The sequence below is a fragment of the Actinoplanes sp. URMC 104 genome (genome assembly GCF_051386375.1).
GTDB lineage: Bacteria > Actinomycetota > Actinomycetes > Mycobacteriales > Micromonosporaceae > Actinoplanes.
The window spans coordinates 2064958-2081099 of the sequence record NZ_JBPQTO010000002.1; the positions used below are offsets into that span (position 1 = coordinate 2064958).

The following is a 16142-nucleotide window of genomic DNA, read 5'->3' on the forward strand; positions in this document are numbered from 1 at the left end:
GGCGCGCGATGCGCGAGGTCAGGCCCGCGCGAGCAGTGCCACGGCCGTGGCCGCCAGGCCCTCGCCCCGCCCGGTCAGCCCGAGGCCGTCCGTCGTGGTGCCCGAGACGGTGACGGGGGCGCCCACGGCGGCGGACAGGACCTCCTGGGCCTCGGCCCGGCGCTTGCCGATCTTGGGGTGGTTGCCGATGACCTGGATCGAGACGTTGACGACCTCGAACGACGCGGCCCGCACCAGACGGGCCGTCTCGGTGAGCAGCGCCACACCGGAGGCGCCCGCCCACTCGGGGCGCGACGTGCCGAAATTGCTGCCCAGATCGCCGAGGCCGGCCGCGCCGAACAGCGCGTCGCAGGCGGCGTGCGCGGCGACGTCGGCGTCCGAATGGCCGGCCAGGCCCACCTCGCCGGGCCACAGCAGACCGGCCACCCAGCAGGGACGATCCGGCGCGAAGGCGTGCACGTCCGTGCCGATGCCGACCCGCTGGTTGATCACCCGGACAGGCTATCGGGCAGGCGGAGCAGCGCCTCGGCGAGGACCAGGTCCAAGGGTCGCGTGATCTTCATGGCGAGCTCGGAGCCGGGGACGCAGGCGACCGGCACCCCGGCCTTCTCGACCAGGCCGGCGTCGTCGGTGAGCGAGCCGGCGGCGCTCGCGTGCGCGGCGGCGAGCACCTCGTGGCGGAAGCCCTGCGGGGTCTGCACGCTGCGCAGCACGGAACGGTCGACCGTGCCGAGCACGATGTCGTCGGCGGACACCTCTTTGACGGTGTCGACGACCGGGAGCACCGGGATGACCGCGGGGCGCCCCTCGCGTACGGCCGCAGCCACCGACTCGATGACGGCGGGCGGGGTGAGGGCGCGGGCGGCGTCGTGCACCAGCACGATGCCGATGTCAGCGGGCACCTGCGCGAGGGCCAGCGCGACGGACTGCTGGCGCTCGGCCCCGCCGGCCACCACGGTGACCGGCGCGACCGGCGTCAGGAGTGCGCGCACCGCCTCGACCTCGGCCGCGGGAGCGGCGACCACGATGAGACGGACCGACGGCGAGGCCGCGACCCGGCGGATCGCATGCACGAGCAGCGGCTCGCCCGCGAGCAGACGCAGAGCCTTGGGCCCGCCCGGGCCGAGTCGCAGGCCGGCTCCTGCCGCCGGAACCAGGACCGCGACGTCACCGCGGGCATTAAGCTTCGCGGTCACGTCGCGGTCCTGTGCAAACACACGTTTTGGTGCTTGGGAGGTGGGTAGATCAGGCCTCGGTGAGGACCTTGTCGAGCAGCACCTCGGCCTCGTCCTTGGTGCTCTTCTCTGCAAGAGCGACCTCACCGACGAGGATGTCGCGCGCCTTCGCGAGCATGCGCTTCTCGCCGGCCGACAGCCCGCGCTCACGCTCACGACGCCAGAGGTCACGCACAACCTCGGCAACCTTGAGGGGGTTACCGGAAGCAAGCTTCTCGAGATTGGCCTTGTAACGCCGCGACCAGTTCGTCGGCTCCTCGGTGTGCGGAGCACGGAGGACGTCGAAGACCTTGCCCAGGCCCTCCTCGCCAACCACCTCGCGCACGCCGACGATCTCGGCGTTCTCAGCGGGCACCCGCACGGTCAGATCGCCCTGGGCGACGCGGAGAACGAGGTACTGCTTCTCCTCGCCCTTGATGACCCTTGTTTCGATTGCCTCGATGAGTGCGGCCCCGTGGTGGGGGTAAACAACGGTCTCGCCGACACTGAAAACCATAGGTTCGAAGCCCCTTTCGCTGTGTCTAGGGTAACACGCTCAGGGAGCAATGTCCTGCCCAGCCGTTGACTGTTAGTGCAGCTCAGGGGCCCTGTGATGGGCGTTTCTGCGGCTTGACAGACGGCCGAACAGCCAACTCAGTAACTCTGGGTGACGACTATGTGACCGCATTGGCGTACGGGTCGGATATTTCGCACCTACGGCGTTTGTGAGGTCAAGCTTATCGCTAAGGTCCGAAAGAGCGCCCTACTGGCGGTTGGCCCCCGTGTGAGGAAGGCTGGGATGCGAGGTCCCCGACCGAAGATTCACTGGGTCGGCCCGGGGGAAGGGTGAGTCATGGCTGGTGCGAGCGACAACGGCGGATGGTCGTCGGATGGCGGTTCGCCCGACGACCTGCCCGAGCTCCCCGAGGAGTGGGGCGTCATCGTCATCCCCGACGATCTCTCCGAGCTCTCCGACGAGGTCGAGGCGGTCCGGGCCGAGCTGCGCCTGGCCGGTCCGCCGACGCGGTGGCAGCGGTTCGCCCGGCGCCCCGGCGTGCGCCGGCTGCGCCGCCTCGCGTCCACCACGCTGCGCGCCCCGGTCCTGATCATCTCGCTGGCCGTGCTGGTCACCGTGGCCAGCCTGTTCGCCTCGGCGTGGCCCGGGCCGCCGCGCCAGCCCACCACCCAGCGCACGGCCACCAGCACGCCCGAGCGTGCCACCAGCCTGCCCGCGCTCGAGCTGATCGGCCCCGACGGCGGCACGGTCCCGCTGCGCGGGCGGCTGCCGGCGGTCATCCTGCTCGTGGACGGCTGCCCCTGCGCCACACTGATCTCCGACACGATCGACGCGGTCGGCCCCGAGATCGCCGTGGTCGCCGTCTCGGCCGCGACCGCGTCGGCCTCCACGGCCAAGACGCCGCCGACCGGCGCGAACCCGCCGCCGGACGGCAAGACCGTACGCGTGCTCCACGACCCGACCGGCAGCCTGCGCACCCACCTGCACCTGACCGCTCCCGACACCACGGCCGCCGCCGTGCTCGTCGACCGCAACTCGCGGATCGTGCGGCTGTTCCCGCGCACGGCCTCCGTCGAGGACTTCCGGGCGGACCTGGCCCGGCTCTGAGAGCCCTTCCGCGCCGACCTTGCCCGGCTCCGGCAGCCGAGCAATTCCGCGCCGGCCCTGCCCTGCTCCGAGGCCGGACGCGGTCAGCCGTCGACGCGCCGGAGCGAGTAGCGGAAGACGACCGGCCCCTCCTCGCCGACCACGACGTGCAGGCGCATCATGTCCGCCAGGCCGACCTCGAAGCGGTCCGGAGGCCGGTAGTCCGAGCAGCTCATGCCTAGTCCCGAGTCGTTGCCGGCCGGGCTCAGGCTGACCCGTACCGTCGTGCCCGGGCCGCCCCGGCAGATCACCGACACCAGGTACTTGCCCGTCGTCCCGACCGGCGTCTCGACGTCGTGCTCCGCCTCGGGCCGCAGGGTGAGGGTGCCCGCGTCCTCCTGGTCGCCGTCGTCGGGCAGCTGCTGCTCGACGGATTCCCGCCATTGGGCGAGGTCGCCGTCGCCCTGCTCGGGCGGCGCCGCCAGGAACCACCACGTGGCGCCGGCGGCGACCACCGCGCCGGCAACCACGTAGAGGATGCGTCCCCGGTCGGCCGTCACGCTGTGACTGTAGAGGCCTCGAGCAGCGTGCCGTAGAGGGTCAGCCCCGGGCCGAACGCGAGCATCACGACCCGGCGCGGCGGCGAGGCCCGGCGGCGCAGCTCGTCGAGCACCAGCAGCACGGTGGGCGACGAGCAGTTCCCGTACGCCGAAAGCACCTCTCGCGAAGCGGCGAGCGCGGCGTCGTCGAGCCCCAGCTGCTCCTGCACCACGTCGAGGATCTTGGGTCCACCCGGGTGGATGGCCCAGCCGTCCACCTCGTCGATGCCCAGCCCGTGCCGGCCCAGCAGGTCGTCGACGAGCTTGCGGACGTGCAGCTCGAGCACCGCCGGCACCTGCGGCGACAGCCCCATCCGGAAGCCCAGGTCGGTGACCTCCCAGGTCATGTGGTCGGCCGTGGTCGTGTCGGTGGAGGCGGCGATGTCGCGCAGCACGTAGCCGGGCCCGCCGGGGGTGACCACGACCGCGGCGGCCGCGTCGGAGAACAGCGCGTGCGACACGATCTGCTGCAGGTCCGCGCGGACGCTCGCCGGCTGCAGGTGCAGGCTGGTCAGCTCGGCGCACAGCAGCAGCGCCGGGCGGCCGCGCGCCACCACGAAGTCGGACACGGTGCCCAGCCCCGGCAGCGCCGCGTAGCAGCCCATGTGCCCCACGAACAGCCGCTGCACGCTGGGCGACATGCCCAGGTCGCGGGCGAGCAGGATGTCCAGCCCGGGGGTGGCGTAGCCGGTGCAGGAGCAGACGGCGAACAGCCCGAGCTCGTCCGCCGCGATCCCCGCGTCGGTCAGCGCGCGGCCCACCGCCTCCTTGCCCAGCGGCACGGCCTCCACCTGGTAGCGGCGCATCCGCTGCTCGGTCGTCCACTCCGAGACGTCCTCGAGCAGCGGGCTGACCGCCGCCTGCCGGGTGCGCACCCCGGAGTTCGCGAAGATGCGCTTCGCGAGCGCCCGCCTGGAGGCGGAAGCGGCGTAGTGCCGCTCGAAGTAGCCGTCCCACAGATCGTCCTGGACGGCGCGCGGAGGCAGAGCCGTGCCCAGCCCTGCGATGGTCGCGTTGCGATTCACTTGTGCCTCCCCGGCCTGAACCCCGCCGCCCTGAAAAAAGAAAAAGCCGTTACCAGCGCGGTGCCGAGCCCTCCGAGTCCGCGTCGCCTCCGAGAGCGTCTACCCCGAGCCAATCCGCACACACATCACTGGTTGCCGGCTGCAACGAGCCCGCCCGGGCGTCCCGGTAGAGCCGCTCCAGTGGGTGCCCGCGCCGCATGGCCGACGTGCCGGCGGCCTCCAGCATCGACGCCGCCACCTCGGCCGCCGTCGTGCCGGCGAGCAGCTTGGCCCGCCACACCCAGCGGTTGGTCTCGGCATCGCCGGGCTGCTCGTCGACGCGCCGGGCCGCCTCCATGACCGCCAGGTGAGCGGCCGCGACCGCCGCGTCGGCCCGCCCGATCCGCGACCGGATGGCCGGCAGGTGCCCGAGCTTGCGCTCGTTGACGTGCTCGACCGCCGCGTCGACCGCCGCGCGGGCCACCCCCACGTAGACGGCCGCGTAGCTGGCCACCATCCAGTGCGGGGCGAGCTGGGCCACGACCAGCGCCAGGCCCTCGACCCCGCCGAGCAGGCTGCCGGACGGCACCTCGACGTCGACGTGCAGGTCGTGCGAGCCGGTCGCGCGCATGCCCAGCGCGTCCCACGTCTGCTCCACCCGCAGCCCGTCGCCGGCCGGCACGAGGAACTGCGAGACCTGCGACGGGTCGGCAGCGCTGCGCGCGGCGATCAGATAGGCGTCCGCGTGCCCCGCGCCCGAGCAGAACGTCTTGGACCCGCGGATGCGGTAGCCGCCGTCGACCGCCTCGTACGACGTGGTGAGCTGCGACAGCCGCGAGCCGGCGCCGCGCTCGCTCATCGCCACCGCGTACCACTTGCCCTCGGCCGCCGCCCGCAGGTGGTCGTCGCGGGCCTGCAGCGCCTCGGGCGGCAGGCCCAGCGCGTCGGCGAGCCCGTCGGTCACGCCGGCCAGCGCGCCGGTCACCGAGGCGTGCATGTTGAAGATGAGCGCGGTGGCGCCGTTGCCGCGGGCCAGCTCGTACGCGACGGCCGCGTACTCGGCGAAGCTCGCGCCCGCGCCGCCCAGCTGCTTGGGCGCCATCAGGCCGAACAGGCCCGCGGCGCGCAGGTCGGCGAAGTCGTCGGCGGGAAAGCTGCCGTCCCGGTCGTGGGCCGCGGCCCGCGCCGCGAACCGGGGCGCCAGCCGCCGGGCCTCTGAGATCATGCGGACTCCTCTGCCTTGTGCCCGCGGCCCTGATAGAGCACGGCGGTCGAGCGGGTCGGGACGATGCGGCCGAGCGGGCCGCCGTTGTGCGCCGGAGCCGGCCTCAGCCAGCGGACGAGCCCGGCGACGCTGGGGCGGGCGCCGCGCACCTCGAGGCGTACGCCGTGCGACGCGCACTCCGCGATCAGCCGGCGCGGGTCGACGAAGAGCGCGGGATCGTGCAGCCCCGCAGGGGCCAGGCCGAGGCGCTCGCCCAGCGTGACCGTCACGAAGCGGCTGAGCGCGTTGTCGTTGACCGTGTCGAGCACGAGCAGGCCGCCCGGCCTGAGCACCCGGCACAGCTCGGCCACGGTCGCCGGCAGGTCGGTGACGTGCTCGAGGATCTCGCCCGCCGCGACCACCTCGGCCGAGCCCGTGGCCAGCGGCAGCGCGGTGACGTCGCCGCGCACCGGATGGATCCCGCGGGCGGCCGCCAGCGACAGCCCCGGGGCGCCCAGGTCGACCCCGACGTGGGTGTAGCCCTTGCCGGCCACGTGCGGCGCCAGCAGCCCGCCGCCGCACCCGGCGTCGACCAGCACGGCGCCCGGGGACGCCGCGGGCGGGATCAGCCGGGCGCGGGCCGCGGCCAGCCAGTGCAGCAGCTCGAAGCCGCCGCCCGGCCGCCACCACTGGTCGGCCAAGTCGTCGTACTGACGCGGATCGTTACGCGGCATCGACGGCATGTGATCGAGCGTGGCATGCATCCGGCACACCCGCCACACTGCTCGCATGTCCCGAGCGTCAGCTGTGATCAAGTCATCCCACCCCGAGCCCGGCGGAGCCGTCACGCTGGCGATGACGCTGCTCGCCGTCGGGGTGGGCCACCGGGGCTGGGCGATCCTCGGGGTGTTCGCCGCGGTGGGCGCGACCCAGCTGGCCGTGGGCTGGGTCAACGACTGGCTCGACGCGGACCGCGACCGGGCGACCGGGCGCTCGGACAAGCCCGTCGCGAGCGGCGCGGTCTCCCGCCGTACGGTCGGGGTCGCCGGCCTGCTCGCCGCGCTCGCGATCCCGCTGCTCGGGCTGCCGTTCGGCCTCCTGCCCACCCTGCTGATCACGCTGGTCGGCGTGTTCGCGCTGCTCTACGACTGGCCGCTGAAGTCCACGGTGTTCTCGGTCGTGCCCTACCTGGTGGCGTTCGGCCTGCTGCCCGCGTTCGTCGTGGTGGCGCTGCCCGGCCATCCGGCGCCCCCGGCCTGGCTGGTCGCGGCGGGGGCGCTGCTGGGCGGGGGCGCGCACTTCGCCAACGTGCTGCCCGACCTCGCCGACGACGCGGCCACGGGCGTACGCGGTCTGCCGCACCGGCTCGGCGCCACCGGTTCCTCGATCGCGGCCGCGCTGCTGCTTCTCGCCGCGACCCTCACGCTGGTCTTCGGGCCGGACGGGCGTCCGTCGTGGCCGGGCTGGGCCGCCGCCGCGGCCTCCGTCGTGGTCCTTCCCCTCGGCTGGTACGCCACCAGGCGCGCGCAGGGACGGGCGGTGGCCATGTTCCGCGCCGTGATCGTCGTGGCGCTGATCGACGTTCTGCTGCTGATCTTCAGCGGTCGGGTGGTGTGAATGGACGGGTCGCCGCACACGCCCGATCCCGGCACTCTAGGCTGGGTCTTACGCCCTTGGTGTGTCCACTGGTGTTCGCCCTTGTTCCGCTTGGAGGTTCGTGATGCGCTCGCTGGGAACCCGCCGCGTCGCACTGGCCGCGGGTGTCGCCACGGCCGCCGTGATCGGGCTGACCGGCTGCTCGGCCGGTCAGGTCGCCGAGACTGCGATGCTCGACACCCCGATCTCGGGCCTGAACACGCAGAGCCCCGACGGGCGCCTGCTCATCCGCAACCTCCAGGTGGCCTACAACGACGTCGAGGGCTACCCGGCCAACGGTGACGCGGCCCTCGAGTTCGGCCTCTACAACCAGACCACCTCGGAGATGACCGTCCTGATCAGCAGCCGCCCGCTGCAGGACGAGCAGGCCGGCGTCGTCTCGGCCCGCCAGGTCGGCCTCAGCGGCGGCGCGGCGGCCGCGTCGCCCAGCGCCAACCCCGAGCCGTCCGGCAGCCGACCGTCCGACACCTCCGACGGGCTGCCCGGCGACGTCGACCAGAACGGCGGCGTCTCGCAGCCGTCGGTGCAGCCCAGCACGCCCGGCGCGCCGTCGGTGCCGCCCACCGGGTCGCTGCAGCCGGCCCGCATCACGCTCCCGCCGCTGAGCAGCGTCACCTACCTGGTCGGCGACCAGGCGCAGGTGATCGCCGCGGGCCTGAGCGACGAGCTGCTGCCCGGCAACTCGCTGAGCCTGGTCTTCGAGGTCAGCGGCCAGTCGCAGCCGGTCGAGGCGCTGGCCCCGTTCGCGGTGCCGCTGTCGCCCGCGTCGCGCGGACCGGCCGAGGTCGAGGAGCACGGCGGCGAGTAATTTGTCGTACCACCCCGCTAGCTTTGCGGGGTGACTTCGACCCGCACCGCTGCCAAGGCAGCCCGCCCCGCCTTCGTCTGCGACGCCTGCGGCCACCAGCCGCCCAAGTGGCTGGGCCGCTGTCCCGAGTGCGGCGAGTGGGGCTCGGTCATCGAGTCCACGGTGACCACGCCGCTCGGCGCCGGCCGGGTGGTCAGCTCGCGCATGCCGGCCGAGCCGGCCCGTCCGATCGCGACGATCAGCGCCGCCCCCGCCCGTGCCGTGCCCACCAACGTGGGCGAGCTCGACCGGGTGCTCGGCGGCGGCTTGGTGCCCGGCGCGGTGGTGCTGCTGGCCGGCGAGCCCGGCGTCGGCAAGTCCACCCTGCTGCTCGACGTGGCCCAGCAGTGGGCCGCCCACTCCGGCACACCGTCGCTCGTGGTCAGCGGCGAGGAGTCGGTGAGCCAGGTGCGGCTGCGGGCCGAGCGGCTCGGCGCGCTGCACGACCGGCTGTTCCTGGCCTCCGAGAGCGACCTCGGCGCCGTGCTCGGCCACCTCGACGCGGTCAAGCCCGGCCTGCTCGTGCTCGACTCGGTGCAGACCATCTCCGCCCCGGGCACCGAGGGCGTCCCCGGCGGCGTCACCCAGGTGCGCGCCGTCACGGCCGCGCTGGTCGGCGTCGCCAAGGAGCGGGGCATCGCCACCGTCCTGGTCGGCCACGTCACCAAGGACGGTCAGGTCGCCGGCCCGCGCGTGCTCGAGCACCTCGTCGACGTGGTGCTGCACTTCGAGGGCGACAAGCACTCCTCGCTGCGGCTGGTGCGCGGCGTCAAGAACCGGTTCGGCGCCGCCGACGAGGTGGGCTGCTTCGAGATGCACGAGGGCGGCATCGCGAGCCTGCCCGATCCGTCCGGGCTGTTCCTCACCCGCTACTCCGAGCCCGTCCCCGGCACGTGCGTGACCGTGGCGATGGAGGGCCGCCGCGCGCTGGTCACCGAGGTGCAGGCGCTGATCGGCGCCGAGGTGCAGGGCTCCCCGCGGCGCACGGTGTCGGGCCTCGACAGCGCCCGCCTCGCGATGGTGCTCGCCGTGCTCGAACGCCGCACCAAGCAGCTCAAGCTCTACAACCGCGAGGTCTTCGCCGCCACGGTGGGCGGCATCCGGCTGATCGAGCCGTCCGCCGACCTGGCGATGGCGCTGGCCGTCGCGTCCGGCGGGCTCGACCTGGCGATGGCGCCCCACCTGGTCGCGATCGGCGAGGTGGGGCTGACCGGCGAGATCAGGCGGGTCGGCGCGGTCGGCCGGCGGCTCGCCGAGGCGGCCCGGCTCGGCTTCAAGGCGGCGCTCGTGCCGCCCGGCTGCGCCCCCGAGGCGCCCAAGGGCATCGAGGTGATCGAGGTGAGCGATCTGCGGTCCGCGCTGCAGTCCGCGGCCCGCGCGTCGGCCGATCACGGCGGTGACCGACGGTGACGCCAGATCACGCTACGGAGCATTCATCGAACCACGCCTCGTTGCACTGGATGACAGTCCGTAGAATGTCCAGGTGCCGCTCGACCGCGATGGTTCCAAACCCGCCCCCGCCGGCCCGACGCCACGACCAGGCGTCAACGGCTCGGTGCATCGTCCGGCGACCCCCGGTCTCACCGGTGGCGGCGTGACGGCCGATCCGCTGCGCGCCAATCTGGCGCTGATGGCCCCGGGCACGGCGCTGCGCGACGGGCTCGAACGCATCCTGCGCGGCCGCACCGGCGCGCTGATCGTGCTCGGCCACGACGCCGTCGTCGAGAGCATCTGCACCGGCGGCTTCCCGCTCGACGTCGAGTTCTCCGCGACCCGGCTGCGCGAGCTGTGCAAGATGGACGGCGCGGTCGTGCTCTCCAGCGACGGCACCCGCATCGTGCGGGCCGCGGTGCACCTCATGCCCGACCCGTCGATCCCGTCCGAGGAGTCCGGCACCCGGCACCGCACGGCCGAGCGGGTGGCCAAGCAGTCCGGCTTCCCGGTCATCTCGGTGAGCCAGTCGATGCGCATCATCGGCCTCTACGTGAACGGCCAGCGCCACGTCCTCGACGACTCCGCGGCCATCCTGTCGCGCGCCAACCAGGCGCTGGCCACGCTGGAGCGCTACAAGCTGCGCCTCGACGAGGTCTCCGGCACCCTGTCCGCGCTCGAGATCGAAGATCTGGTCACGGTCCGTGACGCCGTCGCGGTCGTCCAGCGGCTCGAGATGGTCCGCCGCATCGCCGACGAGATCTCCGGCTACGTGGTCGAGCTCGGCACCGACGGCCGCCTGCTCGCCCTGCAGCTCGACGAGCTCATGGCCGGCGTCGACTCCGACCGCACCCTGGTCATCCGTGACTACCTGCCCACCGGCCGCAAGTCGCGCACGCTCGACGAGGCGCTGGTCGAGCTCGACCTGCTCACCGCCACCGAGATGATCGACTTGGTCGCCGTCGCGAAGGCCATCGGCTACCCCGGCGCCAGCGACTCCCTCGACGCCGCCGTCTCCCCGCGCGGGTTCCGCCTGCTCGCCAAGGTACCGCGCCTGCCCGTCCAGATCGTCGACCGCCTGGTCGACCACTTCGGCAGCCTGCAGCGCCTGCTGGGCGCCACCGTCGAAGACCTGCAGGCCGTCGACGGCGTCGGCGACGCCCGCGCCCGCGGCGTCCGCGAGGGCCTGTCCCGCCTGGCCGAGGCGTCCATCCTCGAGCGCTACGTCTGACTCCCCGCGCCCCGGACGGCCCCCATCGTGACGCCGCCCCGGCGCCGGCGCTCGGCCGGTGCGCCCGAGCTGCGGCGCTGGGCCGGTGTACCCACCCGAGCGCTCGGCCGGTGCGCGCCCGCCTTGGCGCTCGGCCGGTGCGCGCCCGCCCTGGTGCTCGGCGGGTGCGCGCTCACCTTGGCGCTCGGCGGGTGCGTGCCCGCCCTGGTGCTCGGCCGGTGTGCGCTCGGCGGGTGCGCGCTCGCCCGGTGCGCGGCCGCCCTGGTGCTGGGCGGCTCCCGCTTCGGCGGTGTGCCGGTATGACCCCGCTCCGGCGCTGGGCCACTGTGCCCCCGCCCCGGCGTTGGGTCGGTGTGCCCGCGCGCGCTCGCGTCGTCCTGACCGCGACTGCGCTGGTCTTCGTCTATGGCACGGGCGCCCACGTGACGCAGCTGCTGACGGGCGGCCTCAACCCCTATCCGGCGATGCCCGGGTGGCTGTCGATCTTCTTCGTGTCGCTCACCCTCCTCGACGCGCTCGTGGTTGCTCTCCTGCTGCTGCGGCCCGCGGCGGGCCTCGTGGTCGGTGCCCTGATCCTGGTGATAGACGCCCTCGCGAACGCCTACGCCAACTACGTCGTGGACGACGCTGCCGGTGTCACGGCGGGGCGCGTCGGTCAGGCGGTGATCAGCCTGCTTGCCGTGGCGCTGGTTGCCGTGACGCCCTGGACTGTACGAGCCGTCCGGCGCGGCCGCCACGCCGCCTGTGGATAACTTGCCTTTGTGGACAGCGCCGGCGTAGGGAGACGACGGGCGGCACGATGCAAGCACCTGCGATGAGAACAGGTCGCGGCGACGAGGGCCCGCGGGGAGGTCTGTCGGCCGGCGCGGGCGACCGTCGGCCGGCGCGGGCGACCGTCGAGCGATGCGGGCGACCGTCGAGCGATGCGGGCGATCGTCGAGCGATGCGGGCGATCGTCGAGCGATGCGGGCGATCGTCGGCCGGTGCGGCCGACCGTCGAGCGATGCGGGCAACCGTCGGCCGGCGCGGGCGACCGTCGGCCGGTTCGGGCGACCGTCGGCCGGTTCGGGCGACCGTCGGCCGGTTCGGGCGACCGTCGGCCGGTTCGGGCGACCGTCGGCCGGTTCGGGCGACCGTCGGCCGGTTCGGGCGACCGTCGGCCGGTTCGGGCGACCGTCGGGACGTTGCGGGCGGCTCGGTCCTTCGGCGGATCGGGGTCTGTCCGCGGTTCGATGCTGCGACGGGAGCCTGCTTCTTAAGATCACCACCGTGACGATCAAGCGGAACGTCGTCGTGGTGGCTCCGGTGGCGGGCGTGCTGCTGGGATTGCTCGACTTCGTGTGGATCAAGTACGTGCCGTGGCCGTTCGGGGCTCTGGGCAACTCGATGGCGGTCTGGGCCACGGCGGCGTTCCTGCTGACGTTCGGTTCGCGGTGGAGTCTGCGGGCGGGAGTCACGGGCGCGGTCGTCTGCCTGGTGCTGGCCGTGCCGAGCTACTACCTCGCGGCCACGGTGATCCAGGACGACGACCTGGCCAACCTCTACAACCGGAACGCGATCCTGTGGATGGCCCTCGGCGTGGTGGCGGGGGCGGTCTTCGGCGCGGCGGGCGTGCTCGCCAGGACGCCGGGGCGGCTCGCGACCGTAGCGTCCGCCATGCCGGGCGCGGTCCTGTTCGCCGAAGCCGTGATCCAGGCCCGGCGCATCGGCGACCCCTCCTACGACACGCCGGGCCAACTGGCGTTCGTCGCCGTGCTGGTGGCGCTCGGCGTGACGGCCACCTTGTCGGTCGCCCGGAACAGGGTGACGGCGCTGCTGGTCGCACTGCCCCTGACCGCGGTCGGCTACGCCCTGTTGTCGGTCACGGGCTTCCGCTGACCGGGCCAGCCTGCCGGGAACGGCACGCCGGCCGGGTCAGCCGAACGGGAGCGGCACGTCGATGCCGTTGGCGTGGTCGGTGACGCCCGCGCCGGTCACGGTGGCGCTCACGGGCAAGATTTCGAGACAGCGCCGGATCGCGTGGCCCATCAGCGGGTTGGGCACGCGCATCGACACCGTGCAGTGCGGCACCCAGCGGCCGGGCCGATAGAGGTCCCACACCTCGACCCCGGCGGCGGCGAGGCGCTCGTGCACTGCCCGGTGCCGGGTGAGCAGAGCGTCGGTGGGGGTGACGCCCAGCCAGAGCACGCGCCCGACGAACTGACCGACGAAGTCGAGGCTCAGCGTCAGGCCCTGGGCCACGGGCAGGCCGTCTAGGGCAGACACCACAGCGGACGGGGACAGGGTCCGGGCGGCCGCCAGGGACACGTGCGGGCGGTGCTTCTCCTGCAGCAGTGACGCCAGCGTCGGCACGCCCTCGTCCTCCAGGGCGCGCCACAGCGTGCGGACCCGGCGGGTGGCGTCGACGTCCAGGTAGAGCTCGAGCGCGGCGACCACTCAGGACGAGATGGTCAGCGTGACGGGGTTGCTCAGCAGGGTGCCGAGGCGGCCGCGCAGCTGGAACTGGCCGGGCGGCGGGGTGGGCCCGGCGGGGGCGCCGCCGGCGCAGGTGCTCGACTGGCGGCCGTTCCAGGTCACCTTGTACGTCAGCTGCTGGCCGGGCGGGAGCTGGCGGACGTCGCCGCCCTTGGCCGTGCTGCACGTGTCCGACGACCAGTACTTGTTGGCGCCTTGGTCGATGTAGAGCTCCTGCGGATCCGCGCCGACGTCGCGGGAACACGTACGGGCGCTGGTGTTCTTGATCTGCAGTTGGATCTCGATCGCCTGGCCGCGCTTGAGGTTGGTCGCGGCCGGGACGGGGATCACGGAGATCTCGTTGTCGGCGCAGGTGCCGTCGGCGGGCACGGTGACGTTGTTGTTCTGCCCGGTGCCGGTGCCGCCGGTCGGGGGCAGCGTCTGCTGCGTGCCGTCGGTCGGCTGGCCCTGCAGGTCGCCGGGCGCGGGCAGCGAAGGCTCGTTGCCGGGCCGGCCGTCGAGGAACGACGGGTCGGTGCTGGGCGCGGAACCGGAGGCGCCGTCGGACGTGGCCGGCTCGGGCGTCGGCAGCTGCGACGAGGACGACGTCGGGCTCTGGCCTTGCTTCCGGTCGCTCTTGTCGTCACCGGAGCAGGAAACGAACAGCACGATGATGCCGAGCACCAATGCGCCCAGCACGACTGCACGGCGCCGCCAGTAGACGGCGGAAGGAAGGGGACCAACCGTCGATCGCATGATGGGGCCCACCGTAGACCCGCGCGCCCGCGAGACCGTCGCGACGCGCCGGGGGTATGCGACACCGGCTCATTTAAAGATGGATCACAGATAGACCTTGCGCTGGTAGATCGCGTGCGCCCCGGCGACTCGATCGAGGAACAACTTTCCGGCGCAGTGATCGATCTCGTGTTGCAGCGCGCGTGCCTCGAACGCGTCGGTCGTCACGGTGACCTCCTCGCCGGTGCCGGGCAGGGCCGCAGCCACCACGACCCGGCCGGCCCGCTTCACGTCGCCGGTCAGGTCGGGCACCGACATGCAGCCCTCGCGACCGGCCTTCCAGCGGCTCGCCTCGATGATCTTCGCGTTGCAGAGGACGAACGTGCCGTGCGTGGTCGACGCCTTGGGGTGGCCGGTGACGTCGACGGCGAACAGCTGGGCGCCGACGCCCACCTGGGGCGCGGCCAGGCCGACGCAGCCGGGCGACACCCGCATGGTGGCGACCAGGTCGGCCGCCAGCTGCACGACCGCGGGGTCGGCCGGGTCGACCTCGTCGCCGACCGTGCTCAGCACCGTGGCCGGGGCGGTGACGACCGGAAGGACCTTGCCCTCGGGGCCGTCCCAGGTGATCACAGGATCTCCGACTCGGCGCGCCGCAGGGTCACCTCGACGCCCAGCTCGGCCGCGGCGACCGCGAGCTGCTCGGCCAGTTCGTCGGAGGCGCCGGCGGGCACGTCGACCTCGGCGATCAGCACGTACAGCGTGCCGCTCAACCGGGTGCTCAGGTCGGTGATGTTGCCACCCGCGGCGGCCACCACCCGGGTCACCGCCGCGACGATGCCGAGCCGGTCGGCGCCGTGGACGCTCACCACGTACGGCTCCCCGCCGTCTGATTTGTCCGGCTCGGGAGCGACGGAGCTGACCGATGTGACCACCCCGCGCAGGGAACCGAGCGCGGCCTCTGCGGAGGAGAGCGACGGCCCGGTGCAGATCAGGGTCATCGTGAAGTGCCCGCGCAGGCGGGTCATCGTCGAGTCGGTCAGGTTGGCGCCGACCCCGGCCAGCGCCTCGGCCACGTCGGCGACGATGCCGGTCCGGTCGGGACCGATCACGGTGATGGCTAGCTCGTCCACCCGCTTACAGTAAGACCTGCCATGACTCTCGCCGACGACGCCATCGCCTGGTACGACAAGAACGCCCGCGATCTGCCCTGGCGGCAGCCCGGCACGACCGCCTGGGGCGTGCTGGTGAGCGAGGTGATGCTCCAGCAGACCCCGGTCGTCCGCGTGGAGCCCGCCTGGCGCTCCTGGATGACGCGCTGGCCCACCCCCGCCGACCTAGCCGCCGACCCGCCCTCCGAGGCGATCCGCATGTGGGGCCGGCTCGGCTATCCCCGCCGGGCGATGCGGCTGCACGCCTGCGCGGTGGCGATGGTCGAGCGGCACGGCGGCGAGGTGCCCACCGATCTCGAGCAGCTGCTGGCGCTGCCGGGCGTGGGCACCTACACCGGGCGGGCGGTCGCCACCTTCGCGTACGGGCAACGGCACCCCGTGGTCGACACGAACGTCCGCCGCGTGGTGTCGCGGGCCGTCGAGGGCAAGCCGGACGCGGGCCCGACGACGACCGCCGCCGATCTGGTCGCGATGGCCGACCTGCTGCCGGAGGAGCCGGCCCGCGCCGCACGCGCCAGCATCGCGTTCATGGAGCTGGGCGCGCTGGTCTGCGTGGCCCGTTCGCCGCGCTGCCCGGAGTGCCCGTTCGCCGGCGTGTGCGCCTGGCGTCGCAACGGCTCGCCCCCGCTGGAGGGGCCGAGCCGCAAACCGCAGCGGTACGCGGGCACCGACCGCCAGGTGCGCGGACTGCTGCTCGAGGTGCTGCGCCACGCGACCGGCCCGGTGCCGCGCCAGCGCCTCGACGTGGTGTGGAACGACGACGTGCAGCGCGCCCGGGCGCTCGCCGGCCTGGTCGAGGACGGGCTGATCGAGCCGCTGAGCGAGGACACGTTCGTGCTGGCGGGCGACGGACCCCGGGTACCTCCCCAGGCGCTCTGACCCGGGCCCTCCCCAAGTCGCCGCACGGTCGATATAGTGAACGCTCACATAGACGTTAATCACGCGAATATGGCCGTTCAGGTGCCACTACGCCTCCACCGTCTCCGCGGCTG

20 protein-coding genes are annotated in these 16142 nt (G+C 73.4%); 9 read left to right on the forward strand and 11 right to left on the reverse strand.

What is annotated here, in order from left to right; all coding sequences use genetic code 11:
- Window positions 1-18: 18 nt before the first annotated feature.
- From ispF to ACSNN8_RS10695, 3 genes are read right to left on the reverse strand one after another with little or no spacing between them, the layout of a single operon-like run.
- Entirely contained in the window at window positions 19-492 is a 474-nt protein-coding gene (gene ispF / locus ACSNN8_RS10685; protein ID WP_436648493.1) for a 2-C-methyl-D-erythritol 2,4-cyclodiphosphate synthase, read from the reverse strand.
- Window positions 489-1196: a 2-C-methyl-D-erythritol 4-phosphate cytidylyltransferase gene (gene ispD, locus ACSNN8_RS10690; protein ID WP_436648494.1), complete on the reverse strand. Its 708-nt coding sequence runs from the start codon at window positions 1194-1196 to the stop codon at window positions 489-491. The genes ispF and ispD overlap by 4 nt, the downstream gene beginning before the upstream one ends.
- A 49-nt stretch (window positions 1197-1245) precedes the next feature.
- Entirely contained in the window at window positions 1246-1731 is a 486-nt protein-coding gene (locus ACSNN8_RS10695) for a CarD family transcriptional regulator (protein ID WP_030443670.1), read from the reverse strand.
- Window positions 1732-2067: 336 nt separating this feature from the next.
- Here ACSNN8_RS10695 and ACSNN8_RS10700 point away from each other — a divergent pair, with 336 nt between their 5' ends.
- Window positions 2068-2838: a hypothetical protein gene (locus ACSNN8_RS10700; RefSeq protein ID WP_436648495.1), complete on the forward strand. Its 771-nt coding sequence runs from the start codon at window positions 2068-2070 to the stop codon at window positions 2836-2838.
- A gap of 83 nt (window positions 2839-2921) precedes the next feature.
- Here the strand turns inward: ACSNN8_RS10700 and ACSNN8_RS10705 are convergent, their stop codons facing one another.
- From ACSNN8_RS10705 to ACSNN8_RS10720, 4 genes are read right to left on the reverse strand one after another with little or no spacing between them, the layout of a single operon-like run.
- A complete protein-coding gene (locus ACSNN8_RS10705; RefSeq protein WP_436648496.1) occupies window positions 2922-3377 on the reverse strand; it encodes a DUF6023 family protein in 456 nt (151 codons plus the stop codon).
- Entirely contained in the window at window positions 3374-4441 is a 1068-nt protein-coding gene (locus ACSNN8_RS10710; protein WP_436648497.1) for a type III polyketide synthase, read from the reverse strand. Before ACSNN8_RS10710 ends, ACSNN8_RS10705 begins: the two co-directional genes overlap by 4 nt.
- Window positions 4442-4490: 49 nt before the next feature.
- Window positions 4491-5645: an acyl-CoA dehydrogenase family protein gene (locus tag ACSNN8_RS10715; protein ID WP_436648498.1), complete on the reverse strand. Its 1155-nt coding sequence runs from the start codon at window positions 5643-5645 to the stop codon at window positions 4491-4493.
- Complete coding sequence (locus tag ACSNN8_RS10720) at window positions 5642-6367, reverse strand: methyltransferase domain-containing protein (RefSeq protein WP_436648499.1); 726 nt, start codon at window positions 6365-6367, stop codon at window positions 5642-5644. Before ACSNN8_RS10720 ends, ACSNN8_RS10715 begins: the two co-directional genes overlap by 4 nt.
- 46 nt (window positions 6368-6413) lie before the next feature.
- Here ACSNN8_RS10720 and ACSNN8_RS10725 point away from each other — a divergent pair, with 46 nt between their 5' ends.
- The 7 genes from ACSNN8_RS10725 to ACSNN8_RS10755 all read left to right on the forward strand — a co-directional run bounded on the left by ACSNN8_RS10725 (window position 6414) and on the right by ACSNN8_RS10755 (window position 12667).
- Window positions 6414-7241, forward strand: a complete 828-nt coding sequence (locus ACSNN8_RS10725; RefSeq protein WP_436648500.1) for a UbiA family prenyltransferase — start codon at window positions 6414-6416, stop codon at window positions 7239-7241.
- A 103-nt stretch (window positions 7242-7344) separates the two neighbouring features.
- Window positions 7345-8088 carry a hypothetical protein gene (locus ACSNN8_RS10730; RefSeq protein ID WP_436648501.1) on the forward strand — a complete coding sequence of 248 codons (744 nt, stop codon included), beginning with the start codon at window positions 7345-7347 and terminating at the stop codon, window positions 8086-8088.
- Window positions 8089-8118: 30 nt separating this feature from the next.
- Complete coding sequence (gene radA / locus ACSNN8_RS10735; protein ID WP_436648502.1) at window positions 8119-9537, forward strand: DNA repair protein RadA; 1419 nt, start codon at window positions 8119-8121, stop codon at window positions 9535-9537.
- Between the two features lie 73 nt (window positions 9538-9610).
- Window positions 9611-10789, forward strand: coding sequence for a DNA integrity scanning diadenylate cyclase DisA (gene disA / locus ACSNN8_RS10740; RefSeq protein ID WP_436648503.1), 1179 nt, complete (start codon window positions 9611-9613; stop codon window positions 10787-10789).
- Window positions 10790-10816: 27 nt separating this feature from the next.
- The gene (locus tag ACSNN8_RS10745) at window positions 10817-11092 is read left to right on the forward strand and encodes a hypothetical protein (protein WP_436648504.1); all 276 of its coding nucleotides are present in this window, start codon (window positions 10817-10819) and stop codon (window positions 11090-11092) included.
- Between the two features lie 119 nt (window positions 11093-11211).
- Entirely contained in the window at window positions 11212-11541 is a 330-nt protein-coding gene (locus ACSNN8_RS10750) for a hypothetical protein (protein ID WP_436648505.1), read from the forward strand.
- 517 nt (window positions 11542-12058) lie between these two features.
- Window positions 12059-12667 carry a DUF6518 family protein gene (locus tag ACSNN8_RS10755; RefSeq protein ID WP_436648506.1) on the forward strand — a complete coding sequence of 203 codons (609 nt, stop codon included), beginning with the start codon at window positions 12059-12061 and terminating at the stop codon, window positions 12665-12667.
- 36 nt (window positions 12668-12703) lie between these two features.
- Here the strand turns inward: ACSNN8_RS10755 and ACSNN8_RS10760 are convergent, their stop codons facing one another.
- The 4 genes from ACSNN8_RS10760 to ACSNN8_RS10775 all read right to left on the reverse strand — a co-directional run bounded on the left by ACSNN8_RS10760 (window position 12704) and on the right by ACSNN8_RS10775 (window position 15111).
- Window positions 12704-13225, reverse strand: coding sequence for a 2'-5' RNA ligase family protein (locus ACSNN8_RS10760; RefSeq protein WP_436648507.1), 522 nt, complete (start codon window positions 13223-13225; stop codon window positions 12704-12706).
- On the reverse strand, window positions 13226-13999 hold the full coding sequence (locus tag ACSNN8_RS10765; RefSeq protein ID WP_436648508.1) for an adhesin: 774 nt from the start codon (window positions 13997-13999) through the stop codon (window positions 13226-13228). It abuts the gene before it with no gap.
- Between the two features lie 84 nt (window positions 14000-14083).
- Window positions 14084-14611 (reverse strand): peptide deformylase, encoded by a 528-nt coding sequence (def, locus tag ACSNN8_RS10770; RefSeq protein ID WP_436648509.1) that lies wholly within the window; start codon window positions 14609-14611, stop codon window positions 14084-14086.
- Window positions 14608-15111 carry a glycine cleavage system protein R gene (locus tag ACSNN8_RS10775; protein ID WP_436648510.1) on the reverse strand — a complete coding sequence of 168 codons (504 nt, stop codon included), beginning with the start codon at window positions 15109-15111 and terminating at the stop codon, window positions 14608-14610. The genes def and ACSNN8_RS10775 overlap by 4 nt, the downstream gene beginning before the upstream one ends.
- Before the next feature lie 21 nt (window positions 15112-15132).
- Here ACSNN8_RS10775 and ACSNN8_RS10780 point away from each other — a divergent pair, with 21 nt between their 5' ends.
- Window positions 15133-16029 (forward strand): A/G-specific adenine glycosylase, encoded by an 897-nt coding sequence (locus tag ACSNN8_RS10780; protein ID WP_436648511.1) that lies wholly within the window; start codon window positions 15133-15135, stop codon window positions 16027-16029.
- The last annotated feature ends 113 nt before the right edge of the window (window positions 16030-16142 follow it).

Bases quoted from the DNA above. Each gene is read 5' to 3' on its own strand.
- ACSNN8_RS10695 (WP_030443670.1), bottom strand. From the start codon at position 1,731: ATGGTTTTCAGTGTCGGCGAGACCGTTGTTTACCCCCACCACGGGGCC.
- ACSNN8_RS10700 (WP_436648495.1), top strand. From the start codon at position 2,068: ATGGCTGGTGCGAGCGACAACGGCGGATGGTCGTCGGATGGCGGTTCG.
- ACSNN8_RS10715 (WP_436648498.1), bottom strand. From the start codon at position 5,645: ATGATCTCAGAGGCCCGGCGGCTGGCGCCCCGGTTCGCGGCGCGGGCC.
- ACSNN8_RS10720 (WP_436648499.1), bottom strand. From the start codon at position 6,367: ATGCCGTCGATGCCGCGTAACGATCCGCGTCAGTACGACGACTTGGCC.
- ACSNN8_RS10725 (WP_436648500.1), top strand. From the start codon at position 6,414: ATGTCCCGAGCGTCAGCTGTGATCAAGTCATCCCACCCCGAGCCCGGC.
- ACSNN8_RS10730 (WP_436648501.1), top strand. From the start codon at position 7,345: ATGCGCTCGCTGGGAACCCGCCGCGTCGCACTGGCCGCGGGTGTCGCC.
- ACSNN8_RS10765 (WP_436648508.1), bottom strand. From the start codon at position 13,999: ATGCGATCGACGGTTGGTCCCCTTCCTTCCGCCGTCTACTGGCGGCGC.
- ACSNN8_RS10780 (WP_436648511.1), top strand. From the start codon at position 15,133: ATGACTCTCGCCGACGACGCCATCGCCTGGTACGACAAGAACGCCCGC.